This is a genomic window from Salipiger mucosus DSM 16094, from assembly GCF_000442255.1.
Taxonomy (GTDB): domain Bacteria; phylum Pseudomonadota; class Alphaproteobacteria; order Rhodobacterales; family Rhodobacteraceae; genus Salipiger; species Salipiger mucosus.
On record NZ_KE557279.1, the window covers coordinates 52,381 to 78,268 of the forward strand.

The following is a 25,888-nucleotide window of genomic DNA, read 5'->3' on the forward strand; positions in this document are numbered from 1 at the left end:
CTCCTTCCCCTTCGGACAGGGTCGGAGAGTGGAGATAAAGAGTTTCCCGTTGGTAAAACCCGGACCAGATTTTCCGAGGCGCGGTGTAACCTCGTGTTAATGTCCCAGCGCCTATCGTCCACTCGTTACCCGCCGCCGCCTCGGCCGCGGCGTTTTCGGGAACGAGGTGGGACAGCCCGCATGGCGCAACTGGACAGCCCCATCGAAAGCACGACCACCCTGACGTCGCGGCTGGCGGCCGAGGGGCGTGCCGTCGAAACCGTCTTCACTGCCGCGGCCGATGCGCTGTTTGCGGGGCGCGAGGATCTGGTCCGCCTCGTCGCGACGATCCAGGCCTATCGTACTGGCCTGTCGCGGCTTTCCACCGACGAACTGATCGCCAGCAGCACCGCGATGACCGAACAGATCGCCACGGTGGAGGCATCCTTTGCCGAAGAATGCCGCGCCATTGCCACCATGGAACAGGCGCTGCGCGCCACGAAGAGCCCGTTCTCCAGCCTGCGCCAACGGGTCCAGACGTTGCAGGTGTTCACCAGCACCGTGCGCGTGGTGGAGATGGAAGTCGGCTTCGACGAAGGCCACAGCTTCTCGCAGCAGATCAAGGACCAGTCGACCCGGAGCATGGAGGGCCTCGAGGAACTGGGACGACTTGCGCGCAGGATCCGCGAGCAGACGGCCGAGATCTCGGCCCGGCAGACGGCCTTTACGGACACGGGGGGGCGGTCGCTGTCCGCGATGCGCGGACAGCTCGACGCGATGGTAGCCCGGATCGCGCCCGGGGTGAAAAAGGCCCTTGAGGACGGCGCCCGGACGGAGGATGCCGCCCGCCAGGCAAGCGACCGCCTTGGCGGCGCCATCTCCGCGCTGCAGGTTGGCGACAGCTTCCGGCAGCGGATCGAGCATGCGGGCGCCGCGCTGGCCCTTCTTCCCGACGCCACCGAGCATCGGGCGGCCCACGCCTTCCTGCGCCATCTGGTCGCCACGCAAATGACCGCAGCCGCGACGGCATTGCGGCGCGACATCGACCGCGCCGCCGACACCATGGCGACTGTCTCCGCAGGAACGGCGGACCTGGTCGCCTGGTCGGGCGAGCTGCTTGAGTCGTCCGAGATCGCGGAGCTTCTGGGCACCTTGCAGGATGTCTCGGGCGCCGGTCTGGCCCGGCTCTATTCAGCGCAGGCCGAACGTCGGCTGCTGGAGACCCAGCTGCGCACCCTGCGCGACGCTCTGGGCGACATCCAGAAGGTGACCCGCGAACAGCTTGAAGTCGACGGCCTGATGCGGATGGGCAGTTACAACGTGACCCTGCGCAGCCAATCATCGCGTGGCAAGGGCACGACGATGACCTATGTTGCGAAGCAGATTGGCGAATTGACCGACCAGTGCCTTGCTGCGCGGCAGGACGTCATGCGCCATCTGGACGTGGTTCGCCGCACCATCGCAGACAATTTCCACACGAGCGCGGGCCGGGTGTCGGGCCGGCTGGACAGCATCGCTGACGGCATGTCGGGTCTGGGCGACATGCTGCGTCTCTGGCGCGACCTCCATGCCTCGCTGTCTGATCTGCGCACGGCAGGCCCAGAGGCCGTGGCGGAGTTTGACCGCTGCGCAAAACAGATGCGGGCGCAGCTTGCGACCGCGCAACGGCTGGAAGATATGGCAGACCGCCTGCGCATCGACCCGTCCGTGCCCCAGGCCTTTCCCGCGGACGACCCCACAGCGCGAGAGATCGCGGCGCAGATACGCGCGCTTTATTCGGTCCCCGAAGAACGCGAGATCCACGATCGCCTCTGTGCGCCCGGTTCGTCAGGCGCCGCGCTGCCCGCGCGGGCTCCGGCGGAAGGCATCGCAGGGGGGGCACCCGCCGAGCCCGGCGGGGCGCCCGCGGAAGAGGCCGAGTTCGAATGGTTCTGAATCCGGCCTGTGGGGCTCTTTCAGAAGGATATTGCACAGGATGCTGACCCAAGGGGAGATCAAGGCGATCCGCGCCAGTTGGCTGCTGGTCGCAGCCAATCGCGCCGAATTGGGCGAGCGTTTCTACAAGAACCTGTTCCGCGCCGCCCCCGAGGTCCGGCCCATGTTCACCAACGGGCCGCGGGTGCAGGGACGCAAGCTGATGGAGACGCTGGCCATCGTGGTCGACAGCCTCGACGACCTCGCTCCCCTGCTGCCGACGATCCGGCAACTCGGCGCCAGTCACGCCGCGCTCGGCGTTCGGCCGGAGCATTTCGATTTGGTGGGGAGGATCCTCCTGCAGACGCTCGTCGAGGCGGCGGGGGAGGAGATGCCGAATGGCGCTACCGACGCGTGGACGAAGGCCTATCAAGCTGTCGCTTCGGCAATGATCAATGAGGAGATGCCAAAGCCGAACCGGTTCTGATCTCAAGAGAATTGCGCGTCGGGGAGCTTTCGGAGTGCATTTTCCCTCTACTGACGCTCAACTGGAGGCCGTTGGACGGCTCTGATGCGCAAAGCCTATGAGGGATTCACCTCGTGATTCCAATGCGCTAACTTGAAGGGATGATCAGTCCCATACCCCGACCGGCGTTGTTGCGCAACTCTCGGCTGAGGCGTGACTGCCCTTCCCCCCTGACGTTATGCCACGCGGACGATCTCGGCGGTACCGAGGGCGTTGAAGCGGTTCATGAGGGCGATGCGGATGTGGATTTCGGCTGCCTGGCGAGGGGCTCTGGCCATGATCCGCTCGCCGAGGGCTTTCAGGCAGCGCAGACCCGCCTCGATACGGCTGCGGACGTGGTATCCGGTCCAGCGTTTCCAGAACGCCTGCCCGTAGTGTCGGATCGCGCGCAGTGTCTCGTTTCGGGCGCGTACCGCAGGGCAATCGTCTTTCCGCAGGCAGCCTTTTTCCGGATCGGAATGATCGGAGCATCTTCACGCTCGATGATGGCCTTGTGGCAGCGGCGCGTGTCGTAGGCGCCGTCGGCGGTCACGGTGCCGATCTGCTCATCTTTTGGGATCTGACCGAGCAGGCCGGGAAGCACCGGGCTGTCGCCGTCGCGGCTGGGGGTCAATTCCAGGGCGCGGATGTCGGACGTGGCCGGGTCCATGGCCAGATGCACCTTGCGCCATTGGCGCCGGCCCTGTGGCCCGTGTTTTCGGGTCTGCCATTCGCCATCGCTCAAGAACTTGATCCCGGTGCTGTCGATCAGAAGGTTCAACGGACCTGCGACACGGCGATACGGAACCTGAACAGTCTGCTTGTCCGAGTCCCACCGCTCGCCGTCGCGGAGCCACATGCCGTTCAGGTTCATGCCCTTCTTGCTGGGGACTCCCGGTTCGTGATCCGGGTTAGCGATCTGTGAAAGGTCGGCGTATTCGAGGAAAACGACCTCGCGTCGGGAGAGTTAACGTCAGGTCGAGAGATGATTTGGCTCTAGTTGCACGAGATGGGAAATAATCTCCTTGGTGGCGACTATAAATTTAAAAGATATTTTAGCCTCGCGCTGCCAGTGTCGTGTTCGTGCCCGCTCCCCCGGTTGGCGCGCAAGGGTTCCCGGGCGCCGCTCCTCCCGCCCGGGAACCCTGACCGCATCACGTCGTCATCCGCATCTCGTCTAGCCAGTCCGCGTAGTGCTGCATCATCCGCGTCCGCCCCTTCCAGGTCCTCGGCCGAGTTATAGGCCCGCCGGACGTTGTTCTTGTCCTCGTGCGAGAGTTGCTTCTCGATCCACCGCTCGTCCCACCCCTGCTCGTTGAGGTTCGTCGAGGCTGTCTTGTGGAACCCGTGCGGGACGTGCTTGCCCTTTTAGCCGAGCGACTTCATCGCCGCCTCCATGGTGTTCTCCGACATCACCGGCCCGGTGCGGCCCTGGGCAGGGAACATCAGGTCGCCTTTATGCCCGGTGAAGGAGCGGAGGAGCTTGAGCGTCGCGAGGCTCTGCGTCGCCAGCGGGACGATATGCTTGCGCTTCCGCTTCATCCTCCCGGCGGGCACGACCCACAAGCCGTCTTCCCACGAGATTTCGTTCCACGTCCCGAACCTCAGCTCCGAGGAGCGCAGCCATGTCAGAGCGGTGAGCTTGAGGGCACATTGCGTGATGAAGCCGCCCGGGCAGTCCCAGACGGCGCGCATCAAGACTTCCACCTCGTCGCGCTCCGTGACTGCGGGGAAGCCCTGCTTCTTCGGCGCCACGATCGCGCCCTAGAGATCAGCGGCGACATCCCGGTCGCAGTCGCCGGTCGCGATGCCGCAGCGCAAAACACAGCTCGCCGCGCCGCGTACCCTACGGGCGTTCTCATACCGCTGGGCTGCATCCTCTTCGCGCAGGACTGGCGCCTTTCCTGATCCTCCTTACCTCCAGTCGAACTGGCAGGCCTCGCCTGGATCGAAGGTTAGTGGGACATAGGCGGCCGCAGACGCCTCCCGTTCCTCCCTGTTCCACGACGCTGCATATCGCCGAACTGCATCATAACCGCCGTCGTATCCGCGGGCCCGCAGCTCCTCGAAGATCCGGATAAGGGTCAGCCTCTCACGCTTCGCCTTCCGGGCATTTGCCGCCAGCATGTCATCGAGCTCACCCGTCCAGGGGCCGATCTTCGGCAGCGGCTGGATCATGCGCTCGTAGGTCAGTTCGGTCGCCCCGGACCGGATCACCTTGCGCACCGTGTTCCGCGAGACCCGTAGTTCGCGGCAGATCTGCTTGATCGACTTGTTCGGCATTGGCCTCGGACCAATGGCGGCTCAATGCCTCAATCCTGAAAATACGCCCGCCGCATCTTCGCAATCGTCTCCACGACCAACATCCCACACCGTGTTCCCCGATGACTTCGGGGGCATCATCCACGTCAGTGTAAGGGGGGCATTTTGGGACGCCGATCACCCCTCTAAGGGGTCAATTTTGCACGCCTGTTCACAGGAAGGTCTTTCGTAGCTTCTGCTCCAGCGATGTGATCGTGCGGGGGTTGGCCCCCTCGGCGCGGCGCTTCTCCATGAACTCGGAACACAGGTCGAACCAAGACTTCTCGGCGGCTTCCTCCTCCCCATCCTCGACCGCTTCGGGGTCGATGCCCCGCAGGACCATCCTCTTGATCTCGTCGCGCTGTTCGCGCGCGTCGGCCAGCTTGACGAGAGGATGGGGTCCGAGGGTCCGCTTTCTCTACGCACCGTTGAAACGGTAGCTGAGCTTCCACGAGCGAGCGCCGGAAGGGGTGACCTCGATGGAGAGTCCCTCTGAGTCGGCCTTGGAGTAGCGGGTGGATTTCGGTTCCAGTTTGCGGTTGACGGCTTCTGTGAGCATAAGTTTCTGTCTTTCTTTTGAGAATCCCGATTTTGTTGCCCCGACAGCGCCTACCCGGCTCGGGGTAACGCGGGGGTAACAGGTGACCCCGCGACAGGTCGCGACAAAAGGTGACAGTAAGGTGATATTCCCGAAAACAAGGCGCGCGAGCGCGTCTCGTCCTGAACTTTCGGGTTATGTCAGGGGTGGATGGCGGAGACGAAGGGATTCGAACCCTCGAGACCCTTCCGGGCCTACTCCCTTAGCAGGGGAGCGCCTTCGACCACTCGGCCACGCCTCCGTCGACGCGTATAGCCAAGGAAACACGGGGGTTACAAGGCGAAACTGCCCTCATCGTCAAAAATCTCCCTTCCGTCAAAAACCGCTTCAAGAGGCACTGAGAGGCACCAAGTTTGGGCAAGATCTGGTCAATTTCCCTTACAGCGAAAGCGCCCTCGAACGCGTCAAGCGTTTTGTGAGGCCGCGCAGGCCGAACGTGCCCTTGAATCTGCCAAGGTCGTTTCCGGCCGGGTCTGCACGATCCGATCTCCTTTCCAGAAGGAGGTTGGGACATGAAGACCAACAGCAAGGACCCGGGTTCTGCGAGCGCCGAAGAGCTCGCTATGTATTGGAGACTGCCCTCGGCCAGGGCTGCCCGTGAGCTCGCGCGGAAAATCGGCGTCCGCAACGTCGGCGGCCGATACGCGTGGTCTTCCATTTGGGCAGCCGAGGGGCTCGCGCCACCTCCACGATCGCGCTGGGACGAACTGAAGCTGCCACACTGCACGGCGGACGACGTCGCAGGCATCCTCGGGGAGTCGCCGCGCTCCGCCAGGCGACGCGGGTTGGCGAAGCCAGATGCGAGCTTTCCCGACCCTATCCCGCTACGGAAAAAGCCGATGCTCTGGCGAAGGGCACAGCTACGCGCCTGGCAGGCAGGATTGCCTGGGCCTGACTACAAGCGCGCCTCGACGACAGCGATGCTCTCGCCTGAAGCCTCGAAGCCCCGGCAGCGCAAGCCCGCGTGGAAAGTATTCGATCCGTGGGCTGCAGCACGATCTGCGGCCACCGGGAACGATTAGGCTCAGGACCCATTGATTTGGTTGGGCGATCGTGATTCACCGCTCGAAAATGAGCGGTGAACCTGTCTGATCTTTTCTGGTTGAGCGATGCGCAGATGGCGCGTCTTGAGCCTTACTTTCCGAAGTCGCATGGCAAGCCCCGGGTCGATGACCGGCGGGTTCTGAGTGGCATTATCTTCATCAATCGCAACGGCTTGCAGTGGCGCGACGGTGAGGCTCGAACCGCCACCGGTTCGAGGCCGACCCGAACGGGGAGTATGGCGCCCACAAGACACTCTACAACCGCTGGAAACGATGGAGCGATAAAGGCGTCTTCGCCCGGATCATGGCGGGGCTGGCCGCCGAGCGCGGCGAGGAGATGACTGTGATGATCGACGCCACCCATCTGAAGGCCCATCGCACGGCGTCCAGCCTGGGCGTTAAAAAGGGGGGCGTGGACGCCTGATTGGCCGAACCAAGGGCGGTATGAACACGAAGCTGCACGCCATCTGCGACAGATGAGCCATGTCGCGCCATTGGTCCGAGCGACAATGGAGAATGCCGGCCCATCGACCTGTTCCTGACGAAGGGTCCCGTCAGCGACTACATCGGGGCGCGTGCGCTCGTCAGCGGGCTGCCCAACGTCAAGTGGCTTCACGGAGATCGCGGCTACGATGCCGACCGGTTCAGAGAAGCCTTGCAGGACAAGAAGATATGTCCTTGCATCCCGGGCCGGAAGAAACGGAAGACGCCCGTCCGGCCCCCTTTCGTGACATTGCTGCGCAATGCACTGCCGGGCAATGGACAAGCGGCGGTACAAACGCCGTAATCGCATCGAGATCATGTTCGGCAGGCTCCAGGACTGGCGGCGCGTTGCAACGCGGTACGACCGATGCCCGAAGACCTTCTTCTCGGCGATCGCACTCGCCGCAACCGTCATCTTCTGGCTGTGAGCGGGAACGAGTCCTGAGCCCCGGCAATGCTGGCAAGGACTTGTCAATTCCAGGCCGGCATCCAGAAACGTCCTCTATTTCCAGTGATTTAAAGTCCTCAAGCAGGCGGACCACCTTCGACCACTCGGCTACGTCTCCGCTGATCCGTCTTGGGGGCAGACGCGGAGAAACAAGCCGATAATGGGGTCATGTTCGATTCCGCGGATACGGCGCGGGACGCCGTCGCGGAAAGCGCGAGGGCCGCGCCGGGGATGACCGGCGCGGCCCTGCGGGTACAGGCGGACGCCAGCCCAATGGTCGGCGTCCGTCCGCGCCGGGTCAGTCGGCGGCAACCGCCTCCTGGCGCTGCTCGCCGAGCTTGTCGATTCGCAGCTCCATCACGTCGCCGGGCTTCACGAAGCGCTGCGGGTTCATGCCCATGCCCACGCCCGACGGGCGTGCCCGTCGGCGATGATGTCGCCCGGCATCAGCTTCATGAACTTCGACAGGTAGCTGACGATCTCGGCCACGCCGAAGATCATGTCCGAGGTGTCGCTGTCCTGAACGGTCTTGCCGTTGAGATCGAGCGAGAGCTTGAGCGCCTGCGGGTCGCCCACCTCGTCCGCGGTCACGAGGTACGGACCGCAGGGGCCGAAGGTGGGGGCCGACTTGCCCTTGATCCACTGGCCGCCGCGCTCGATCTGGAAGGCGCGCTCGGACATGTCGTTTATGACGCAGTAGCCCGCGACGTAATCGAGGGCGTCGGCCTCGGAGACGTAGAGCGTCTCGCGGCCGATCACCACGCCCAGCTCGACCTCCCAGTCGGTCTTTTCCGAGCCGCGCGGGATGACGACCGGATCGAAGGGACCCGACAGCGCCGAGGTCGCCTTGTTGAAGACGATCGGCTCCTTCGGCGGCTCTGCGCCGGTCTCGGCCGCGTGCTTGGCGTAGTTCAGGCCGATGCAGAAGAAGTTCGGCACCGAGGCGAGGCAGGCGCCGACGCGCTCGTCCGCCGACAGCTCGGGCATGGCCGACAGGTCAAGCGCGCGGATGGCGTCCAGCGCCTCCAGCGACACGCCCTGCCCGGCAAAGTCCGGCACCACGCCGGAGACGTCGCGGATCACGCCGCCGTCATCCAGAACGGCGGGTTTCTCGGCGCCGGGAGCGCCCACTCTGAGAAGCTTCATGTCTGTCCTTTCTGCTTCGTTCCCTCCGGCGCCTCGGCTTCCGCCTTGCGCGCCGCGTTGTCGGCTTCCATCGCCGCGACAATGTCTTCGGCGAGGTTGCCCAGATGCTGGTCCAGCGCCACCTCGACCGCCACGGGGTCGCGGTCGCGCAGGGCCGTCATGATTGCGCTGTGGTGGCTGACCACCCGTTCGCGGTTGCGCCGCATGGTGGCCGACAGGAACCGCGCACGCCAGAGCCGCGCAAGGTAGGAGCGGTGGGTGTCGGCCAGCGCCGCGTTGTGCGCGGCCTCGGCGATCTTGCGGTGGAAGGCCATGTCGATCTCGAAGAGATCGAGCGCATCGGCCGTGTCGTAGGCTTCGGCGATCTGCTGGCTGAGCGAATCGAGTTCGTCGAGATCGGCCTCCGTCGCCTCGTGGCAGGCGATCTGCGCCGAGAGCTTCTCGAGCGCGAGCAGCACAACCACCTGGTCGTGGACTTCCTTGACGGTGGGCTGTGCCACGACCGGGCTGCGCGACGGGCGGAGGACGACCAGGCCCTCCTTGGCGAGGATGCGGATCGCCTCGCGCATGGGGGTCCGGCTCACGCCCAGTTCGGCCGCGTTGTCGCGTTCCTTGATCGTGGTATCCGGGGGCAACTTGCCCCGCAGGATATCGCGCCGAAGCTGGTCGGCGATATGCTCCGGCAAGGTGCTGTCAGACATCCAAAGGCGCTCCGTGTCCAAGACTTGCTTGGAGTTACTAGAGGTCCCCGCTGAGGGGAAGGAGACCTTGGCATGATGTTTTTGGTATACCAAAAATCGTTGATTGTGAAGCCCCGATTACCTTAGCGTCACGATCGGACGGCATGCCAGATGCCGTCCGGCGCCAAGGGAGGGCGCCGGTAACAGACTGCAAGAACGTCTCGGGAGGAGACCACATGTCATTGAAACTCTTTTTGAAAGGTGCCGCGCTCGCCGCGGTGGCCGCCACCCCCGCCCTGTCGCAGGAGGTCACCCTGCGCATCCAGACGCACTATGCGACCGAGCATCCCTCCGGGAAGATGGCGGCCCAGTTCGCCGATGACGTCGAGACCATGTCGGGCGGCGAAATCGACATCGAGATGTTCTACTCGTCCTCGGTCGTCGCCTCGACCGAGACCTTCGACGCGGCCATCAACGGCATCCTCGACTGCGACATGACCTCGGGCGCCTACCAGACCGGCAAGAACGCCGGCTTCCAGTTCGTCGGCGACATCATGGGCGGCTACGAGACTCCCTGGCAGCAGCTTTCGTGGCTCTACTACGGCGACGGCATGGCAGCCGCGCAGGAGCTCTACAACGCGCAGGGCATGCAACTGATCGGCTGGTGGCTCTACGGACAGGAATCGCTGTCGTCCTCGACCCCGATCGCGGGCATGGAGGATCTCGAGGGCTGGAAATTCCGTTCGCCCCCGGGCATGGAAACCGAGATCTTCGAGGAACTCGGCGCATCGCCCATCGTGATGGACTTCACCGAGATCTTCACCGCGCTCGAGACCGGCATCATCGACGGCGCCGACGCCTCGGGTCTCTACAACAACGTGGGCCTGGGCCTCTACGACATCGTGAGCCACGCCACCTACCCCGGCTTCCACTCGCAGCCCTCGGACCACCTGGCGTGCAACCAGGCCGTCTGGGAAGGTCTCAGCGAAAAGCACCAGCGGATCATCGAGACCGCGATGCAGAAGCTGACGCTGCAGGTCGCGCTGTCGATGGAGAAGCGCAATGCCGAGGCCGCGGCACAGCTGCAGGAGCAGGGCGTGACGCTGCATGACTGGTCCGCCGAGGATCGCGCGGCCTTCCGCGAGGCGGCGCAGTCGGCCTGGGACAGCTGGGCGGAGCGTACCCCCGAGGCCGCGTCGCTGGTCGAGAGCCACAAGACCTACATGCGTCAACTCGGCCTGATCTCCGACTGATCGCGGCCGGTCCGCGTTTCGCGACACCACATGCGGCGGCGCCCGAATCGGGCGCCGCCGTTTCCGTTTGGCAGATTCGCACCGCGCGCTTCGGAAGGGGATTCGCCGGGTGCGCTCGCCCCTGAAGAACGCTGCGACGCAGCAATCGTGCCCATGACGCCCCCTGCCCCGCGACCCCGCGCCGCAAGCTACGCCCGATCCGTCCCAAAAGCCTTGAATCAACGGCTTGACAGAATCGAAGCACCACAAAATCGGATTTGGTATACCAAAAAACCGTTGAAAGGACCGCACCGACTGCGCTAGCGTCCCCTTCGATGGTATACCATCTGGCGCATTGAGGGAGCGCCACGGAACCGGGGCGCGTGCCCCCTTCAGGGAGGAAACCTATGAAATTGAAGTCCGTTCTGAAAACCGCCGCCTGCGCCGCTGTCGTCGCAGTGCCGGCCATGGCGCAGGATGTCACCCTGCGCATGCAGACGCACTACGCGACCGAGCACCCCACGGGTCAGGCGCTGGCGCGTTTCATCGACGACGTCCAGACCATGTCCGACGGCAATATCGCCATCGAGATGTTCTATTCGTCCTCTGTCGTCGCAACGACCGAAACCTTTGACGCTGCCATCAACGGCATCGTCGACTGCGACGCCACCGGCGGCGCCTACCAGACCGGCAAGAACCCGGCTTTCCAGTTCGTCGGCGACCTGATGGGCGGCTACGACACGCCGTGGCAGCAGTACAGCTGGCTGTACTACGGCGGCGGCTACGAGGCGGCACAGAAGCTCTACAACGAGCAGAACATGCAGCTGATCGGCTGGTCGATCTACGGCCAGGAATCGCTGTCCTCCTCGACGCCGATCGCCGGCCCCGAGGATCTCGAAGGCTGGAAGTTCCGTTCGCCCCCGGGCATGGAAACCGAGATCTTCGAAGAGCTCGGCGCATCGCCCATCGTGATGGACTTCACTGAGATCTTCACCGCGCTGGAAACCGGCATCATCGACGGCGCCGACGCGTCCGGCCTTGCCAACAACGTGGGCCTCGGCCTTTACGACATCGTGAAGCACGCCACCTACCCGGGCTTCCACTCGATGCCGGCCGACCACCTGGCCTGCAACAAGGACGTCTGGGACGGCCTGACCGAGGCGCAGCGCCGGATCATCGACACCGCCTGGCAGAAGCTGTCCTTCCACATTGCCCTCTACAACGAGAAGGCAAACTCGGAAGCGGCCGCACAGCTGCAGGAGCAGGGCGTGACCCTGCACGCATGGTCCGACGAAGACCGCAAGGCCTTCCGCGAAGCCGCTCAGGTTGCCTGGGAGCGCTGGGGCGACAAGAACGAACAGGCCCGCGCAATCCTCGAGAGCCACAAGGCGTACCTCACGGACCTCGGCCTGCTGGGCAGCGACAGCTGATTCACGGCAGCGTCTGAACGCTGGCCCGAAACTCTGCGGCGGGCCCCCTAGGGGGCTCGCCTTTTTTGAACCAACCAAACCCGAGCATCGCCTTGGCGGGGAGCCCGAGCATGGAAGACACATCTCAATCGCAGTCCGTCTGGCTGGGATCGCTACGCGGTCCGGTCAGGCTGATCGCGATCGCGTTCGCGGTCGTGACGGCACTGCTCTTCATCTACCTCGTGGCCATGAAAATCATGGACCCGGAAAACGCATATGGCATGCACGAGATGATCCGCCCGGCAGGCCGGCCCATCGTGCAACTCATGCTGGCGGCCATCACCGGCACGCTGCTGTTCACCTCGATCTACCTGTCGGACCACATCGGCGCCATCGAGCCCGAACCGCACGGGTTCTTCGACATCCTGTCGCTGGTCACCTCGCGCCTGGCGATGATGGCCATCGCCATCATCGTGCTGGTGATGTTCTACGAAGTGGTCTCGCGCTACGTCTTCGAGGCGCCGACCCTCTGGGCGAACGAATTGTCGCTCTGGATCGCGGCCTTCGTGTTCCTCTTCGCGGGTCAGTACGCGATGCAGCAGCGCAGCCACATCCGCATCTACGTGATCTACGACATCATGCCACGCTGGATGCAGAAGACGGCCGACGTGATCTCGGTCCTGCTGATCGTGGGCTTCTGCGTGACGCTGGTCTGGGGCGGCTACAACGACGCCATGACCCGCTTCCTGCGCATGGAGACCTTCGGCACCGCGTGGGATCCGCCGATCCCCGGCATCGTGAAACCGGCGATCCTGATCATCATCGTCCTTGTGACCATCCAGTCGATCTCGAACCTGATCGCCGACTGGAACAAGGCGCCCGAGCACCATTCGCCCGCAGACGAGATCGACGAGACCGAGATCGAGAACCTGCGCCGAACCCTGGGAGAAGATAAATAATGGATATCGGGACACTCAGCCTGATCCTTCTGCTGGGCATCTTCGCCCTGCTGGCCATCGGGATGCCACTGGGCTTTGCCTCGGCCTTCCTCGCCGCGGTCACGCTCATGCTGAAGTTCGATGCGAGCATCCTCTTCGGCGACTTCGGCCGGGGGCCCTTCTCGGTGCTCGGCCAGGCCGTCTACCGGCAGATGACGAACTACGTGCTCATATCGGTGCCGTTGTTCATCTTCATGGCTGCCTTGCTGGAACGATCCGGCATCGCGAAGGACATGTACACGTCGCTCAACATGTGGCTGTCGCGGACCCGGGGCGGCATCGCCTTCGTGACCTCGATCATGGCCGTCATCATGGCCGCGATGTCCGGCATCATCGGCGGTGAAGTCGTGCTGCTGGGCCTCATCGCGCTGCCGCAGATGCTGCGGCTGGGCTACAACCAGAACCTCGCCATCGGCACGATCTGCGCCTCCGGCTCGCTCGGAACCATGATCCCGCCGTCGATCGTCCTGATCTTCTACGGTCTCGTCACCGAGACCTCGATCAAGGCGCTGTTCACGGCGTCGTTCCTGCCCGGCTTCATGCTGGCGACCTTCTTCATCATCTACATCTTCATCCGGACGCAGATGAACCCCGACGAGGCGCCGCTTCCGCCGGCCAAGGAAGGTGACCCGCAGGGCGGCGAAAAGGGCATGATGTTCCTGGGCTTCCTGTCGCGCTTCGGCATGTGGATCGTCGGCGTCATGATCCTGCGGGCCCTGTTCTTCACCGTCACCGGAGCCAACACGGTGCAGGAAGGCGTCGATCCGATCCTTCTGGGCATGGTGTCGGACATCCCCTGGCTGATCGGCGCCTTCGTGCTTTTCACCGCCATCGTCTTCCTGCTGGTGGGCCGCGAACGCACCGCCAAGGGCTGGGAGATGGGCAAGGGCCTCATCGCCCCCGTCGTGGTGATCGGCGTGGTCCTCGGCTCGATCTACGGCGGCATCACCGGCATCACCGAGGCGGCCGGCATGGGCGCCGTGGCGGTCTTCGTCATCGGCCTGCTCCGCCGCGAGATGACCTTCGACGTGGTCTGGGACAGCCTGATGCGCACGCTGCGCTCGACCGGCACGATCATCTGGGTGACCATCGGTGCCGCGGCACTGGCAGCGGCCTACACCCTGTCGGGTGGCCCGACCTACGTGGCCAACCTGATCGTGGGAGCCGAGATGCCGACAATGGGCGTGATCCTGGTCATGATGGTCATCTTCCTCATCATGGGGATGTTCATGGACTGGATCGGCATCGTGCTGCTCATCATGCCGGTGTTCCTGCCAATCGTGCTGCGGCTTCCGTCGGAAGAGATCGGTTTTCTCGCGTCGATCGACGCACGCTATATCCCGATCTGGTTCGGTGTGGTCTTCTGCATGAACATGCAGGTGAGCTTCCTGTCGCCGCCCTTCGGTCCGGCGGCCTTCTACCTGAAGTCCGTGGCCCCGGCGCACATCTCGCTCACCGACATCTTCCGCGGCTTCCTGCCCTTCATCGGGCTGCAGCTCCTGGCACTGACCGTGCTGCTGTGCTGGCCGCCGATCGTGACGCTCTTCCTCTGAGCGGCACCTGACAAGATCCCGCCGGGGCGCGCCTGTCGCGCCCCGGCGTCGCGCTTGCCGGAGCGCATGCCAATCCGGCCCCTCTTTCCCGCTCGGGCCCGCCCGCCCTGCCGCGGCCCGCCCGAGCCCCGCCACGCCAGACACCGTTTCCGGTAAGCCAGGAGGCTCCCATGAAGACCATTCGCCTGTCCGAGGACGACAACGTCGTCACCGCCGTCGCACCGCTCGAGGTGGGCGACGAAGGCGCGACCCAGCTGATCCCGCGCGGCCACAAGATGGCCGCCGAAGACATCCCCAAGGGCGCCCCGGTGCACAAGTACGCCCAGCTCATCGGCTATGCGGCCGAGGACATCGCCAAGGGCGCGCACGTCCACACGCACAACCTCGAGTTCCGCAACGTCGATGCCGAGTACGAGTTCGGCACCAACCTGCGCCCCGCGCCCGAGCCCGCGACGCGCGATACCTTCATGGGCTACCGCCGCGACACCGGCCGGGTCGGCACGCGCAACTACATCGCGATCCTGACCTCGGTGAACTGCTCGGCCACCGCGGGCCGCATGATCGCGCAGCATTTCACGCCCGAGCGGCTCGAGGCCTATCCCAACGTCGACGGCGTCGTCGCCTTCGTCCACGGCACCGGCTGCGCCATGGGCGGCGACGGCACCGGTTTCGAGTTCCTGCAGCGCGTGCTGTGGGGCTATGCCCGCAACCCCAACGTCGGTGGCGTGCTCATGGCCGGTCTCGGCTGCGAGGGCATGCAGATCGACTGGCTGGTCGAGGCCTACGGCCTGACGCCCGGCCCCCTCTTCCAGACCATGAACATCCAGGACGTCGGCGGCCTCCGCAAGACGGTAGAGGCCGGCATCGCCCAGGTCGAGGCCATGCTTCCCGAGGTCGACAAGGCCCGGCGCGAGGAATGCCCGGTCTCTGACCTGATGGTGGGCCTCGAGTGCGGCGGCTCGGACGCCTGGTCGGGCATCACCGCCAACCCGGCGGTGGGCCACGCCTGCGACCTGCTGGTCGCCCAGGGCGGTACCGGCGTGCTCTCTGAAACCCCCGAGGTCTACGGCGCCGAGCACCTGCTGACCGCGCGCGCGGCCGACCCCGCCACCGGCGAGAAGCTGATCGAGCTCATCCGCTGGTGGGAAGGCTACACCGAGAGGGCCGGCGGCTCGATGGACAACAACCCCTCGCCCGGCAACAAGAAGGGCGGCCTGACCACCATCCTGGAAAAGTCGCTTGGCGCCGTGGCCAAGGGCGGCACCACGCCGCTCATGGGCGTCTACAAGTACGCCGAGCCGGTGACGGCCAAGGGTTTCACCTTCATGGACAGCCCCGGCTACGATCCGGCCAGCGTCACCGGCATGATCGCCTCGGGCTGCAACCTGGTGTGCTTCACCACCGGCCGCGGCTCGGCATTCGGCTCCAAGCCCAGCCCCTGCATGAAAGTGGCCTCCAACGCCCAGCTCTTCGAGAAGCAGACCGAGGACATGGACGTGAACGCGGGCCGCATCCTCACCGAGGGCGCCAGCGTCGAAGAGGTCGGCCGCGAGATCTACGAGATGTGGCTGCGCATGGCGAGCGGCGAGATGACGAAGTCCGAGGCGCAGGGCCTGGGCGACTACGAGTTCGTGCCCTGGCAGGTCGGCGCGGTGATGTGATGCCGACCTGCGACCTCACGTCCGCCGGGCCCCTTCGAGGGGTCCGGCAAGCTCCCTTGCTCGACTTTGCGCACAGCCGCACCGGGGGGCACTCATGAGTGCCCCCCTGCCCCTCTGTGTGGTCGGCGGCGGCTCGATCGGCATGCGCCACATCGAGCTGACGCAGACCTCCGAGCAGACCCGCCTCACCGCCGTCGTCGAGCCCGTTGAGGCCCGCCGCGCCGAGCTGCGCGACATGGGCCTTCCGGTGGTCGCCACGCTCGACGAGGTGCCGGGCGACACCCGCGGCGCCGTGGTCGCGACTCCCACACCCGACCATGCCACCAGCGGCGCCTCGGCGCTCGCACGCGGCATGGCGGTGATTGTCGAGAAACCCGTCGCAGGCACGCTCGACGACGCCCGCACGCTGGTGGCTGCCGCCGACCGCGCAGGCCTGCCGCTCTTCACCGGGCACCACCGCCGCTGCCACCCCTTCTCGCTGCAGGCCCGCGAGGCGCTGGCGCAGATCGGCACACTCGTGGCCGTGCAGGGCTGCTGGTCGCTCCGAAAGCACGACAGCTACTACGAGGCCGAGTGGCGCCGCAAACCCGGTGCCGGCCCGCTGATGACCAACCTCAGCCACGAGATCGACCTGCTGCGCTTTTTCGTAGGCGAGGTCGAGGAGGTCACAGCGCTGCTCTCCTCTGCGGCCCGGGGGCACGAGATCGAGGATACGGCGGCGCTCGCCTTCCGCTTCGACAGCGGCGCACTGGGTTCGTTCCTGATGTCCGATGCCGGCGCTTCGCCCTGGTCCTTCGAGGCCGCAAGCAACGAGAATCCCGCCATCGCCGGCTCGGGGCAGGACTACCTGCGCCTGATCGGCAACGAGGGGGCGCTGGAGTTTCCCTCGCTCACGCGCTGGGGACGCGGCGCACCGGGCGAGATCGAATGGAGCAAACCGCTCGCCCGGACCCCGGGGCCCGAGCTGGCCGCGGTCGACCCGCTGCTCGCGCAGGTCGAACGCTTTGCCGCCGTTGTCGCGGGCGGCAGTGACGACGTGCTCTGCACCGGCGCGGACGGAATCGCCGCGCTCGAGATGACACTGGCCGCCGCCCTCTCCAGGCACCGCGGGCGGCCCATCCGCCGGGGCGAGGTCCCCGGGGACTACAACGGAACCTGAAGGAGGAAACGAGATGAGCCAACCGACAATCGGATTCATCGGAATGGGCCTCATGGGCCGCGCGATGGTCGAATGCCTGCAGGGCGCGGGCTACGCCGTGACCGTGCTGGGCAACCGCGACCGCACCGGCATCGAGGAGGCGCTCTCGCGCGGGGGCTCGGAAGCGGGCAGCGCCCGCGAGCTGGCAGAGAAGAGCGATATCGTTATGCTCTGCGTCGGCACATCGGAGCAGGTGGAAAGCCGGATCTACGGCGACGACGGTGTGCTCGCGGGCACCCGCGAGGGGCAAGTCGTCATCGACTTCGGCACCTCGCTGCCCGCCTCGACGCTCGAGATCGGCGCGGCCCTCGCCGAGAAGGGCGCGACCTACCTCGATGCACCGCTGGGCCGAACGCCCGCGCATGCCAAGGACGGCAAACTCAACATCATGTGCGCCGGCGATGCCGACACCTACGCACAGGTCAAGCCCGTGCTCGAGGTGCTGGGCGAGAACGTCTTCCACCTCGGCAAGCTGGGCAACGGGCACACCATCAAGCTCATCAACAACTTCTTCGCCATGACCACGGCCTGCGCCATGTCCGAGGCCTTTGCCATGGCCGACGCGGCCGAGATCGACCGCGACCAGCTCTACGGCGTCCTCGCGGCCGGTCCGAACCATTCCGGAATGATGGATTTCATCCGCAACTACGCGATGGAGGGCAAGATCGATCTGGCCTTTTCCGTCGCCAACGGCAAGAAGGACGTTGGATACTACCGGCAGATGGCATCGGACTTCGGCGCGACATCGCGCATGTCGGGCTGCGCCGACGAGGCGCTGGCCGAAGCGGTGGGCAACGACTTCGGCGGCCACAACGTGCCGGAAATGGTCGATTATTTCGCGAAACACCTGAAAGGCTGAACCACATGAGACTGCAGGGCAAACGCGCCTTCATCACCGCCGCGGGCCAGGGCATCGGTCGCGCCGTCTCCGAGGCCTACATCCGCGAGGGCGCCACCGTGACGGCGACCGACCTCAAGGCGGATCTGCTCGAGGGTCTCGAGTGCGAGACCTTCGCGCTCGACGTCACCAACAAGTCGGCGCTGCAGAAAGCGGTCGAGACGGCCAAGCCCGACATCCTCGTCAACTGCGCGGGCTTCGTGCACGCGGGCGAGATCGCCGAGGCAACCGACGGCGACTTCGACATGGCCTTCAACCTCAACGTCCGCGCGCAGTTCCACTCGATGCAGGCCGCCCTGCCCGGCATGGTGGAGCGCGGCGGCGGCGCGATCGTCAACGTGGCCTCGGTCGCGGGCTCGATCCTCGCCGCACCCGGCCGTTTCATCTACGGCGCCTCCAAGGCGGCGGTGATCGGCATGACAAAGTCGGTGGCCAAGGACTACGTCCAGCGCGGCGTGCGCGTGAACTGCATCTGCCCCGGCACGGTCGAAAGCCCCTCGCTCAAGCAGCGGCTCGAGGCCACCGGCGACTACGAGGCGGCCTACGCCGCCTTCGTCGCGCGTCAGCCCATGGGCCGGATCGGCCAGCCCGAGGAGATCGCGCATCTCGCCGTCTACCTCGGATCGGACGAGGCCAGCTTCACCACCGGCGTGGCCCACGTGATCGACGGCGGCTGGGCGAACGGCTGATGTCCGTAGCCCCGCGCGAAGACAAGACGGCGCTCGGCCTCGCTTTCATGGCGCTGGCGGTGACGGGCTTCACCTGCATCGACAGCTCGGCCAAGTGGCTGATCGGCGCCGGCCTGCCGGCGCTGCAGGTGGTCTGGTGCCGCTACGCCGGCCACTTCCTGATCGCCCTGCTGGTCCTCGCCCCCGCCGAGGGGGCGGGCGTCTTCCGCTCGGCGAACCCCTGGAAGCAGTTCTTCCGCTCGGCCTTTCTCATGGGCAGCACGATGTTGAACTTCATCGCGCTCAGCTACCTGCCGATCACCGTGACGACGACGATCATGTTCGCGGGCCCCATCGTGGTGACGCTGCTGGCGATCCCGGTGCTGGGAGAACGCGTGGGCATCCACCGCATCGTCGCGGTGCTGGTCGGCTTCGGAGGCGTGCTCGTGGTCATGCAGCCCTGGGGCGCCGAGTTTCATCCGGCCATGCTGCTCTCGCTGGGCGCACTCACCTGCGCGGCCTCCTACTTCATCATGACCCGCCTGCTGGCGGGACGCGAGAGCAACGCCACCTCGCAGCTCTGGGGCGCCGCTGTGCCGACCGTGGCGCTCGCACCCTTCGTGCTGCCCAACTGGGTCATGCCGGACGGCTGGGGCGTGATCGTGATGATGGTCATGATCGGCGTCTTCGGCTCCACGGCACATATCGTGGCGACCACGGCGCACCGGCTGGCCGATGCCTCGATCCTCGCCCCGGTGGTCTACCTGCAGATCTTCACTGCGGCGCTGGCCGGCATCCTGGTCTTCGGCGAGTGGCCAACCGCCTGGACGCTGCTGGGCGGTCTCATCATCATCGCGGCCGGCCTATACATCTGGCACCGCGAACGCCGCCAGGGAACACCGCCAAACCCGCACCCGCCGGTCAGCCGCTGACCCTGCAGCGCGCGCCTATGGCGCGCAAGGGTCGGTTTGCGCTGGGGCCGCGCAGGCCCCGGGGCTCTGCCCCGGACCCCGGGATATTTCGAGGCCAGAAGAAGGGCCTGCGCGGGCTCTTCTTCTGGCCGTCAAATATCCCCGCCGGAGGCACGGGGGCGGAAGGCCTCCGTCACCCCCTGCCGATGTATGGCATCGCCGAGGCCATCACCGTCACGAACTGAACGTTCGCGTCCAGCGGCAGCGAAGCCATGTGCTTGACCGTCGAGGCCACGTGCTTGGCATCCATGACCGGCTCGACCGCGATCTCGCCGTCGGCCTGGGGCACGCCCTGGGTCATCTTCGCGGCCATGTCGGTCAGTGCATTGCCGATGTCGACCTGCCCGCAGGCGATGTCGAAGGCGCGGCCGTCGAGGCTCAGCGAGCGCGTCAGACCCGTCACGGCGTGCTTGGTCGTCGAGTAGGGGGCCGAGCCCCAGCGCGGCACGTGCGCCGAGACGGACCCATTGTTGATGATCCGGCCCCCCTGCGGATCCTGCCGGCGCATCTGGCCGAAGGCCGCGCGGGCGCAGAGGAACATGCCGGTGATGTTGATGTTGCAGATCGTGAGCCAGTCCTCGACCGGAACCTCGTCGATCATTCCCGACTTCACATTGACACCGGCGTTGTTGAAGAGCGCGTCGATGCGCCCCCAGGTGTCGGCCGCCTTGGCGAAGCCGGCCTCGACCGCGGCCTCGTCGGTCACGTCGAACGGAAGCACGAGCGCGTTCTCGTGGCCCTCGGCGGTTTCCTTCAGCGGCTCCTCGCGGCGGCCGACGAGGCCGACATTCCAGCCCTCTTCGAGAAAGGCACGCGCGGTGACACGACCGATGCCGCTGCCGGCGCCGGTGACGATGATGCTCTGGGGCATGAAAATTCCTCCCTAAATCGTGGCGCGGCCCCCGTCACCGGGGGCCGCCTGTCCGTCTGTCAGTGGTTGTCGCGCGGAAGCTGGCGGGCGACCTTCTGGTAGGCCGTCGCGAGTTCGAGACAGCCCCCCTCGGCGAGCTGGCCCACTTCCTTGCGGTAGATTTCCTCCCAGGGCGTCTGGCTGACGATCTCGGGCGGGGTCCAGTCGGCCTTGCGCCGCTCCCACTCCGCGTCGTCGACCAGCGCGTCCATGCTGGAGGTGTTGAGATCCAGCCGCACCGTGTCGCCGGTCTGCAGGTAGGCGAGCCCTCCGCCCACGACCGATTCCGGCGAGGCGTTCAGGATCGAGGGGCTCTCGGAGGTGCCCGACTGGCGCCCGTCGCCCACGGTCGGCAGGTGGTTGATGCCCTGCCGGATCAGCGCGTCCGGCGGCTGCATGTTCACCACCTCGGCCGAGCCGGGGTAGCCCACGCAGCCCACGTTGCGGATGAAGAGCACCGTCTTCTCGTCGATATCGAGCGAGGCGTCGTTGATGCGGTCGTGGTAGTCCTCGGGGCCCTCGAAAACCACGGCGCGGGCCTCGAAGATGCCCTCCTCGCCCGGTGTCGACAGGAAGCGCTGGCGGAAGTCGTCCGAGATCACGCTGGTCTTCATGAGCGCGCTGTCGAAGAGGTTGCCCGAGAGCACCTTGAACCCCGCGTTGCTACGCATCGGCGCGTCGTAGGTCTTGATCACCTCGGTATCGAGGCTCTCGACCCCGGCGAGGTTGATGCCCATGGTCTGGCCCGAGGCAGTCATGACGGTCGGATGCAGGCGGTTCGCCTTCATCAGCTCGCCCATCACGGCCGGCACGCCGCCCGCTCGGAAAAAGCTCTCGCCGAGGTATTCGCCCGCGGGCTGCATGTTCACCAGCAGCGGCACGTCGAAGCCGACGGTTTCCCAGTCCTTGACGTTCAGATCCACGCCCGCGTGGCGCGCGACGGCCTGCAGGTGCGGCGGCGCGTTGGTCGAGCCGCCGATCGCGCCGTTCACGATGATGGCGTTCTCGAAGGCCTCGCGCGTGAGGATGTCAGACGGCTTCAGGTCATCGAGCACCATCTGCACGATGCGCTTGCCGGTCTCGTAGGCCATGGCCATGCGCTCGCGGAAGGGCGCGGGAATGGCCGAGCTTCCGGTCAGCGTCATGCCAAGGGCCTCGGCCATGGCATTCATCGTCGAGGCCGTGCCCATGGTGTTGCAGTGCCCCAGCGAGGGTGCCGAGGAGCAGACGCGCGAGATGAACTCGTCGTAGTCGATCTTGCCTTCGGCCAGCAGGCGCCGGCTTTCCCAGACAATGGTGCCCGAGCCCGCGCGCTTGCCCTTCCACCAGCCGTCGAGCATCGGCCCGCCGTTGAGCGCGATGGCCGGCAGGTCGACCGTGGCCGCGCCCATGAGCATGGCGGGCGTTGTCTTGTCACAGCCGGTGGTCAGCACCACGCCGTCGATCGGGTAGCCGTGCAGCACCTCGACCAGCGACAGGTAGGCCAGGTTCCGGTCGAGCGCCGCGGTCGGCCGCTTGCCGGTTTCCTGGATCGGGTGCACCGGAAATTCCATCGGAATGCCGCCCGCCTCGCGGATGCCGGCCTTGATCCGGTCCATCAGGAACACGTGGATCTTGTTGCAGGGCGCGATGTCCGAGCCGGTGTTGGCGATGCCGATAACCGGCTTCTCCGACTGCAGCTCCTCGCGGGTGAATTCCTGGTTCTGGTAGCGCTCCAGATAGAGCGCGGTCATGCCCGGGTTGTTCGGATTGTCGAACCATTCCTGCGAACGGAACCGCTTGTTGGCACGCGTGTCGGTCACGTTGATCGTCCTCCCTTTCAGGTGCGAGTCATGGGTCGCACTCGATCTTGCTGCAGCTTCACAATTTGGTATACCAAATGCAAGAGCATTCCAACCGGGAGGAGGACGGATGCGATTCACCGCCTTTGCAACCGCGCTCGGCCTCGTGGCCGGCGCCCTGCCCGCCACCGCGCAGAGCATCGAGATCGACGGCACCCGCGTGGCCGAGTGCCTGTCCGGAGAGGCCGCGCAGGCCGAACCGGGCCAGTGCATCACCGAGGCCCACGCCGGCTGTCTCGGGCTGTCGCCGGACGAGGCGCCGCAGGCCGCGACGCTTTGTTTCGTCGAGGCCAAGCAGCAGTGGGGCGCGCTGGTGTCCGAGCGCATGAAGGCCCTGGGCGAGGAGGTCGCGCCCGAGGCGCTGACCCGCCTGCAGATCAATGCGCGCTACGACCTGCTGTCCGACATGCTGCAATGCGAGCGGGTCGAGGCGCTGGCCAAGGCCGGCGAGGCCAGCGCCGAGCAGATCACGCTCGGCCGTGCGCGCTGCGAGGCGACGGCGACCGGGTTCCTGTTCGCGCGTCTCACACGGGCCGGCGGTGACAGCGCAGAGATCGAGACCAGCGACGACAGCGGCGCCGACGAATGAGTCGCGCCGCCTTCTGGCAGGGCTTCCGCGACTGTTCGCCCTTCATCGCGGTGGTCGTGCCCTTCTCGATGCTCTTCGGCGTCGTGGCCCGTGACGCGGGCCTCGACCTTCTGCAGGTCATGGCCATGTCGGTGCTGGTGATCGCGGGCGCCTCGCAGTTCACCGCGCTCGCGCTGCTGCAGGAGCACGCACCGGTCTTCGTGGCGCTGCTGGCCGCGCTGGCCGTGAACCTGCGCATGGCGCTCTATTCCGCCGCTCTGGTGCCGCACCTGGGGCACGCGCCGCTCTGGCAGCGGGCGCTCATGGCCTATCTCATGGTCGATCAGGCCTACGCCGTGGCCAACAAGACCTTCGAGGAGCGCCCCGAGATGAGCCGCGCCGACAAGGTGGCCTACTACTTCGGCGTCATGGTTCTGATCTGCCCCTTCTGGTACGGCTGCACCTTTCTCGGCGCCCTGATCGGCACCGCCATTCCGCCCGAGCTTTCGCTGGATTTCGCCGCCCCCGTCTGCTTCATCGCGCTGACCGCGCCGCTGCTGCGCAGCCTCGCGCATGTCGTGGCGGCGGGCGTCTCGGTGATCTGCGCCGTGCTCTTCGCGGCCTTCCCCGCCGGGCTGGGGCTGATCGCGGCGGCCATCGTGGCCATGCTCGTGGGCGCGCAGGTCGAGCTGTTCCTCAATCGTCGCAGGGAGCGCCTGGCATGATCTCGGATGCGGCCTTCTGGACGCTGACCGCCCTGCTGGGCATCGGCACCTTCCTGATCCGGTTCTCCTTCCTGGGCTTTCTCGGCCGCCGGCAACTGCCCGACTGGGTGCTGCTGCACCTGCGCTACGTCGGCGTGGGCGTGCTGCCGGCCATGGTCACGCCGCTGGTGCTCTGGCCCGCCGCCACCGGGGGCGAGACCGACCCTGCCCGGCTGGTCGCCGCGCTGGCCACCTTCGTGGCAGCGCTGCGCGTCTCGGTCACCATGGCCTTGGTGGCGGGCATGGGCACGCTCTACCTGATGCAATTCCTGCTGTCCTGAGGAGGACCCGATGATCGAAGAACCGCCCCTGCTGACCATCCGCAAGGACTTTCCCCGCCCGACGGCCGCCCAGGTCGACGCCTTCCGCGGCGTGCCCACGGGCTTCGTCTGCGACGCGATGGACGGCACCGGGGCGCTCTCGCTCTCGATCCGTCCCATCGGCGACGGGCGCGACATCGACTGCACCGCCTGCGGCCCGGCGATCTGCGCCGACAACGGACCGGCCGACCTGCTGGCGACGCTCGCCGCGCTGCACCACGTGCAGGAGGGCGACATCCTCGTCGCCGGCGCCGACGCCCACCAGGGCTGCGCCGCGGCGGGTGACCGGGTCATGGGGATGCTGCGCAATCGCGGCGGCGCGGGCTTCGTCACCGACGGGCCGATGCGCGACTACGCGGGCATCGTCTCGGTCGGCGTGCCCGCGTGGTGCACCGGGCTCACGCCCGCCTCGCCCTTCGCCAAGGGGCCGGGCACGGTGGGCCGCTCGGTGCTGATCGGCGGTCGCGAGGTGCGCTCGGGCGACATGATCGTCGCCGACCGCGACGGCGTGGTCGTGGTGCCCTTCGAGCGTATCGACGAGGTGATCGACCGTCTCGCCCGCGTGCGCGAACTCGAGGAGGCGCTGGACGCCGACGTCGAGAAGGGCTTTTGCGAGCCGCTCGATTTTGCCGAGATGATCGCCGACAAGCGCGCCGTCTTCGTCGACTGACGGACGGCTGCCCCCGGCCCAGCCTTGCCCCGCATCGGGGCGCCGGGGTCCGGGGCGCCACGCCCTCCCCCCATGAGCGAGTCCGGGGGGAGGGTCAGGGAGGGGCCGCGCGTCTCCTCCGCGCACGGCCCGCGCCGCTCCGTTGAGGGCGGGCGGCGGTCCGGGTCAGGCTCTCAGGCGAAGGCGCTCCGCGCGCCACCCGAGGCCTGGGTCTTGAAGATCGACGAGGAATCCGGCGCCGGCGGCACGGGCATCCGCACCGGGACGTTTTCCAGCAGCGGCTCGTTGCAGGGCTCGCCGATGATCTGGCGCGACTTCAGGTCCTCCCAGAACTTCCGCTGCCCCAGCGCGTGGTAATAGCTGCCCGCGCCGAGGATCGGCCAGGCGTCGGCCCGCGCGATCTCGTAGAAGAGGATCAGCCGCGCCCGGTCGCTGACGTTGGGCGCCGAGCCGTGCAGCGTGCGGGCGTGGTGCACCGTCATGCTGCCCGCCTTGCCGGTCAGGGTCACCGCCTTGTCGTGGTGGAAGTCCGGATCGTCAGGGTCGACCGCCCCGCAGAAGACGCCGTTGTTGTGGTGGCTCAGAATCGGCCCCTTGTGCGAGCCGGGGATCACCTTGAGCGGGCCGCGCTCCTCGGTCACGTCTTCGAGCATCAGGCCGAAGGCCAGAACGTTGTCGTTGGTATGCGGGTAGAAGGCCCAGTCCTGGTGCCATTCCACCGCCGCGCCGCCGCCCGGCGCCTTGGTGTTCAGCTTGGCGGTCAGCAGCGTGGCGCTGTCGCCCAGCAGATCGCGCAGCACCTCGGTCACGCCCGAGTTCTTGAGGATCTGGTCGTAGTAGGGATCCACCTTGTGCGGCAGCTTGATCCGGGTGAGCCGCGGCGTCTCGCGCGAGTGGCCCTTGTCGAGATCGTAGACGTCGGTGTTCTCGGTCACGTCCCGCGACTGGTCGATCAGGTCGTAGGTGATCTCCTGCAGCTTCATCAGCTCGTCTGACGTCAGCACGTCCTCGACCATCAGGTAGCCGTTGTCGTCGTAAAAGCCCTTCTGCTCCGGGGTCAGCATCGCGTCTCCTCCCTCTTGCGACTCGATGGTATCGATACCATCGCTTGCTTGGTATCGATACCACCG

21 protein-coding genes, 1 tRNA gene and 6 pseudogenes are annotated in these 25,888 nt (G+C 66.2%); 17 read left to right on the top strand and 11 right to left on the bottom strand.

Annotated elements, in window-relative coordinates:
- Positions 1-180: 180 nt before the first annotated feature.
- Both SALMUC_RS30540 and SALMUC_RS30545 read left to right on the top strand, forming a co-directional pair.
- On the top strand, positions 181-1,914 hold the full coding sequence (locus SALMUC_RS30540; protein ID WP_020040425.1) for a hypothetical protein: 1,734 nt from the start codon (positions 181-183) through the stop codon (positions 1,912-1,914).
- 40 nt (positions 1,915-1,954) lie between these two features.
- Positions 1,955-2,380: a globin domain-containing protein gene (locus SALMUC_RS30545; protein ID WP_020040424.1), complete on the top strand. Its 426-nt coding sequence runs from the start codon at positions 1,955-1,957 to the stop codon at positions 2,378-2,380.
- Between the two features lie 215 nt (positions 2,381-2,595).
- On the opposite strand, the pseudogene SALMUC_RS17560 reads toward SALMUC_RS30545, so the two are convergent.
- From SALMUC_RS17560 to SALMUC_RS17575, 6 genes and pseudogenes are all read right to left on the bottom strand, one after another.
- A pseudogene (locus SALMUC_RS17560) lies at positions 2,596-3,212 on the bottom strand (IS5 family transposase); the annotation flags it as partial.
- Between the two features lie 221 nt (positions 3,213-3,433).
- Positions 3,434-4,153: pseudogene (locus tag SALMUC_RS31715) on the bottom strand (tyrosine-type recombinase/integrase).
- A 9-nt stretch (positions 4,154-4,162) separates the two neighbouring features.
- Complete coding sequence (locus SALMUC_RS31865; protein WP_425414316.1) at positions 4,163-4,288, bottom strand: phage integrase central domain-containing protein; 126 nt, start codon at positions 4,286-4,288, stop codon at positions 4,163-4,165.
- A 30-nt stretch (positions 4,289-4,318) separates the two neighbouring features.
- Positions 4,319-4,764, bottom strand: a pseudogene (locus SALMUC_RS17570) (IS21 family transposase); the annotation flags it as partial.
- 107 nt (positions 4,765-4,871) lie between these two features.
- A pseudogene (locus SALMUC_RS29970) lies at positions 4,872-5,099 on the bottom strand (hypothetical protein); the annotation flags it as partial.
- A 349-nt stretch (positions 5,100-5,448) separates the two neighbouring features.
- A tRNA-Ser gene (locus SALMUC_RS17575) sits at positions 5,449-5,538 on the bottom strand.
- A gap of 271 nt (positions 5,539-5,809) precedes the next feature.
- Between SALMUC_RS17575 and SALMUC_RS29975 the strand changes: the two genes are divergently transcribed.
- A complete protein-coding gene (locus SALMUC_RS29975; RefSeq protein ID WP_156883555.1) occupies positions 5,810-6,319 on the top strand; it encodes a hypothetical protein in 510 nt (169 codons plus the stop codon).
- A gap of 62 nt (positions 6,320-6,381) precedes the next feature.
- Positions 6,382-7,251 (top strand): annotated as a pseudogene (locus tag SALMUC_RS29080) (IS5 family transposase).
- A gap of 318 nt (positions 7,252-7,569) precedes the next feature.
- On the opposite strand, the pseudogene SALMUC_RS17590 reads toward SALMUC_RS29080, so the two are convergent.
- Positions 7,570-8,417 (bottom strand): annotated as a pseudogene (locus SALMUC_RS17590) (fumarylacetoacetate hydrolase family protein).
- Positions 8,414-9,118, bottom strand: coding sequence for a GntR family transcriptional regulator (locus SALMUC_RS17595; protein ID WP_020040415.1), 705 nt, complete (start codon positions 9,116-9,118; stop codon positions 8,414-8,416). Before SALMUC_RS17595 ends, SALMUC_RS17590 begins: the two are co-directional and overlap by 4 nt.
- A 215-nt stretch (positions 9,119-9,333) precedes the next feature.
- Between SALMUC_RS17595 and SALMUC_RS17600 the strand changes: the two genes are divergently transcribed.
- From SALMUC_RS17600 to SALMUC_RS17640, 9 genes are all read left to right on the top strand, one after another.
- Positions 9,334-10,350, top strand: coding sequence for a TRAP transporter substrate-binding protein (locus tag SALMUC_RS17600; protein WP_021120577.1), 1,017 nt, complete (start codon positions 9,334-9,336; stop codon positions 10,348-10,350).
- Between the two features lie 386 nt (positions 10,351-10,736).
- The gene (locus tag SALMUC_RS17605; protein ID WP_020040413.1) at positions 10,737-11,759 is read left to right on the top strand and encodes a TRAP transporter substrate-binding protein; all 1,023 of its coding nucleotides are present in this window, start codon (positions 10,737-10,739) and stop codon (positions 11,757-11,759) included.
- Positions 11,760-11,869: 110 nt separating this feature from the next.
- On the top strand, positions 11,870-12,697 hold the full coding sequence (locus tag SALMUC_RS17610) for a TRAP transporter small permease subunit (RefSeq protein ID WP_020040412.1): 828 nt from the start codon (positions 11,870-11,872) through the stop codon (positions 12,695-12,697).
- Positions 12,697-14,289: a TRAP transporter large permease gene (locus SALMUC_RS17615; RefSeq protein WP_020040411.1), complete on the top strand. Its 1,593-nt coding sequence runs from the start codon at positions 12,697-12,699 to the stop codon at positions 14,287-14,289. The genes SALMUC_RS17610 and SALMUC_RS17615 overlap by 1 nt, the downstream gene beginning before the upstream one ends.
- Positions 14,290-14,459: 170 nt before the next feature.
- Entirely contained in the window at positions 14,460-15,950 is a 1,491-nt protein-coding gene (locus SALMUC_RS17620; protein WP_020040410.1) for a UxaA family hydrolase, read from the top strand.
- Positions 15,951-16,044: 94 nt separating this feature from the next.
- Positions 16,045-17,109, top strand: a complete 1,065-nt coding sequence (locus SALMUC_RS17625) for a Gfo/Idh/MocA family protein (RefSeq protein WP_037372209.1) — start codon at positions 16,045-16,047, stop codon at positions 17,107-17,109.
- Positions 17,110-17,122: 13 nt separating this feature from the next.
- A complete protein-coding gene (locus tag SALMUC_RS17630) occupies positions 17,123-18,007 on the top strand; it encodes an NAD(P)-dependent oxidoreductase (RefSeq protein WP_020040408.1) in 885 nt (294 codons plus the stop codon).
- A gap of 5 nt (positions 18,008-18,012) precedes the next feature.
- Positions 18,013-18,735 carry an SDR family oxidoreductase gene (locus SALMUC_RS17635; protein ID WP_020040407.1) on the top strand — a complete coding sequence of 241 codons (723 nt, stop codon included), beginning with the start codon at positions 18,013-18,015 and terminating at the stop codon, positions 18,733-18,735.
- A complete protein-coding gene (locus SALMUC_RS17640) occupies positions 18,735-19,646 on the top strand; it encodes a DMT family transporter (protein WP_020040406.1) in 912 nt (303 codons plus the stop codon). The genes SALMUC_RS17635 and SALMUC_RS17640 overlap by 1 nt, the downstream gene beginning before the upstream one ends.
- 172 nt (positions 19,647-19,818) lie before the next feature.
- Here SALMUC_RS17640 and SALMUC_RS17645 read toward each other — a convergent pair whose 3' ends face one another.
- Positions 19,819-20,556 carry an SDR family oxidoreductase gene (locus SALMUC_RS17645; protein ID WP_020040405.1) on the bottom strand — a complete coding sequence of 246 codons (738 nt, stop codon included), beginning with the start codon at positions 20,554-20,556 and terminating at the stop codon, positions 19,819-19,821.
- Between the two features lie 59 nt (positions 20,557-20,615).
- Positions 20,616-22,397, bottom strand: a complete 1,782-nt coding sequence (locus SALMUC_RS17650) for an IlvD/Edd family dehydratase (RefSeq protein WP_020040404.1) — start codon at positions 22,395-22,397, stop codon at positions 20,616-20,618.
- Between the two features lie 109 nt (positions 22,398-22,506).
- Between SALMUC_RS17650 and SALMUC_RS17655 the strand changes: the two genes are divergently transcribed.
- The 4 genes from SALMUC_RS17655 to SALMUC_RS17670 are packed head-to-tail and all read left to right on the top strand — an operon-like array spanning position 22,507 to position 24,758.
- Entirely contained in the window at positions 22,507-23,025 is a 519-nt protein-coding gene (locus tag SALMUC_RS17655; protein ID WP_020040403.1) for a hypothetical protein, read from the top strand.
- Positions 23,022-23,729, top strand: coding sequence for an AzlC family ABC transporter permease (locus SALMUC_RS17660; RefSeq protein ID WP_020040402.1), 708 nt, complete (start codon positions 23,022-23,024; stop codon positions 23,727-23,729). Before SALMUC_RS17655 ends, SALMUC_RS17660 begins: the two co-directional genes overlap by 4 nt.
- A complete protein-coding gene (locus tag SALMUC_RS17665; protein ID WP_020040401.1) occupies positions 23,726-24,049 on the top strand; it encodes an AzlD domain-containing protein in 324 nt (107 codons plus the stop codon). Before SALMUC_RS17660 ends, SALMUC_RS17665 begins: the two co-directional genes overlap by 4 nt.
- A gap of 10 nt (positions 24,050-24,059) precedes the next feature.
- The gene (locus SALMUC_RS17670) at positions 24,060-24,758 is read left to right on the top strand and encodes an RraA family protein (RefSeq protein ID WP_020040400.1); all 699 of its coding nucleotides are present in this window, start codon (positions 24,060-24,062) and stop codon (positions 24,756-24,758) included.
- A 173-nt stretch (positions 24,759-24,931) separates the two neighbouring features.
- Here SALMUC_RS17670 and SALMUC_RS17675 read toward each other — a convergent pair whose 3' ends face one another.
- Positions 24,932-25,822 (bottom strand): phytanoyl-CoA dioxygenase family protein, encoded by an 891-nt coding sequence (locus SALMUC_RS17675; RefSeq protein WP_020040399.1) that lies wholly within the window; start codon positions 25,820-25,822, stop codon positions 24,932-24,934.
- Positions 25,823-25,888 lie beyond the last annotated feature (66 nt).

What these genes read in the sequence shown, in the direction of transcription:
- SALMUC_RS30545 (WP_020040424.1), top strand. Translation starts at nt 1,955, where the DNA reads ATGCTGACCCAAGGGGAGATCAAGGCGATCCGCGCCAGTTGGCTGCTG.
- SALMUC_RS17600 (WP_021120577.1), top strand. Translation starts at nt 9,334, where the DNA reads ATGTCATTGAAACTCTTTTTGAAAGGTGCCGCGCTCGCCGCGGTGGCC.
- SALMUC_RS17660 (WP_020040402.1), top strand. Translation starts at nt 23,022, where the DNA reads ATGAGTCGCGCCGCCTTCTGGCAGGGCTTCCGCGACTGTTCGCCCTTC.
- SALMUC_RS30540 (WP_020040425.1), top strand. Translation starts at nt 181, where the DNA reads ATGGCGCAACTGGACAGCCCCATCGAAAGCACGACCACCCTGACGTCG.
- SALMUC_RS17615 (WP_020040411.1), top strand. Translation starts at nt 12,697, where the DNA reads ATGGATATCGGGACACTCAGCCTGATCCTTCTGCTGGGCATCTTCGCC.
- SALMUC_RS17640 (WP_020040406.1), top strand. Translation starts at nt 18,735, where the DNA reads ATGTCCGTAGCCCCGCGCGAAGACAAGACGGCGCTCGGCCTCGCTTTC.
- SALMUC_RS17665 (WP_020040401.1), top strand. Translation starts at nt 23,726, where the DNA reads ATGATCTCGGATGCGGCCTTCTGGACGCTGACCGCCCTGCTGGGCATC.
- SALMUC_RS17595 (WP_020040415.1), bottom strand. Translation starts at nt 9,118, where the DNA reads ATGTCTGACAGCACCTTGCCGGAGCATATCGCCGACCAGCTTCGGCGC.
- SALMUC_RS17675 (WP_020040399.1), bottom strand. Translation starts at nt 25,822, where the DNA reads ATGCTGACCCCGGAGCAGAAGGGCTTTTACGACGACAACGGCTACCTG.
- SALMUC_RS17620 (WP_020040410.1), top strand. Translation starts at nt 14,460, where the DNA reads ATGAAGACCATTCGCCTGTCCGAGGACGACAACGTCGTCACCGCCGTC.
- SALMUC_RS17645 (WP_020040405.1), bottom strand. Translation starts at nt 20,556, where the DNA reads ATGCCCCAGAGCATCATCGTCACCGGCGCCGGCAGCGGCATCGGTCGT.
- SALMUC_RS29975 (WP_156883555.1), top strand. Translation starts at nt 5,810, where the DNA reads ATGAAGACCAACAGCAAGGACCCGGGTTCTGCGAGCGCCGAAGAGCTC.
- SALMUC_RS17670 (WP_020040400.1), top strand. Translation starts at nt 24,060, where the DNA reads ATGATCGAAGAACCGCCCCTGCTGACCATCCGCAAGGACTTTCCCCGC.
- SALMUC_RS17605 (WP_020040413.1), top strand. Translation starts at nt 10,737, where the DNA reads ATGAAATTGAAGTCCGTTCTGAAAACCGCCGCCTGCGCCGCTGTCGTC.
- SALMUC_RS17655 (WP_020040403.1), top strand. Translation starts at nt 22,507, where the DNA reads ATGCGATTCACCGCCTTTGCAACCGCGCTCGGCCTCGTGGCCGGCGCC.
- SALMUC_RS17630 (WP_020040408.1), top strand. Translation starts at nt 17,123, where the DNA reads ATGAGCCAACCGACAATCGGATTCATCGGAATGGGCCTCATGGGCCGC.
- SALMUC_RS17625 (WP_037372209.1), top strand. Translation starts at nt 16,045, where the DNA reads ATGAGTGCCCCCCTGCCCCTCTGTGTGGTCGGCGGCGGCTCGATCGGC.
- SALMUC_RS17635 (WP_020040407.1), top strand. Translation starts at nt 18,013, where the DNA reads ATGAGACTGCAGGGCAAACGCGCCTTCATCACCGCCGCGGGCCAGGGC.
- SALMUC_RS17610 (WP_020040412.1), top strand. Translation starts at nt 11,870, where the DNA reads ATGGAAGACACATCTCAATCGCAGTCCGTCTGGCTGGGATCGCTACGC.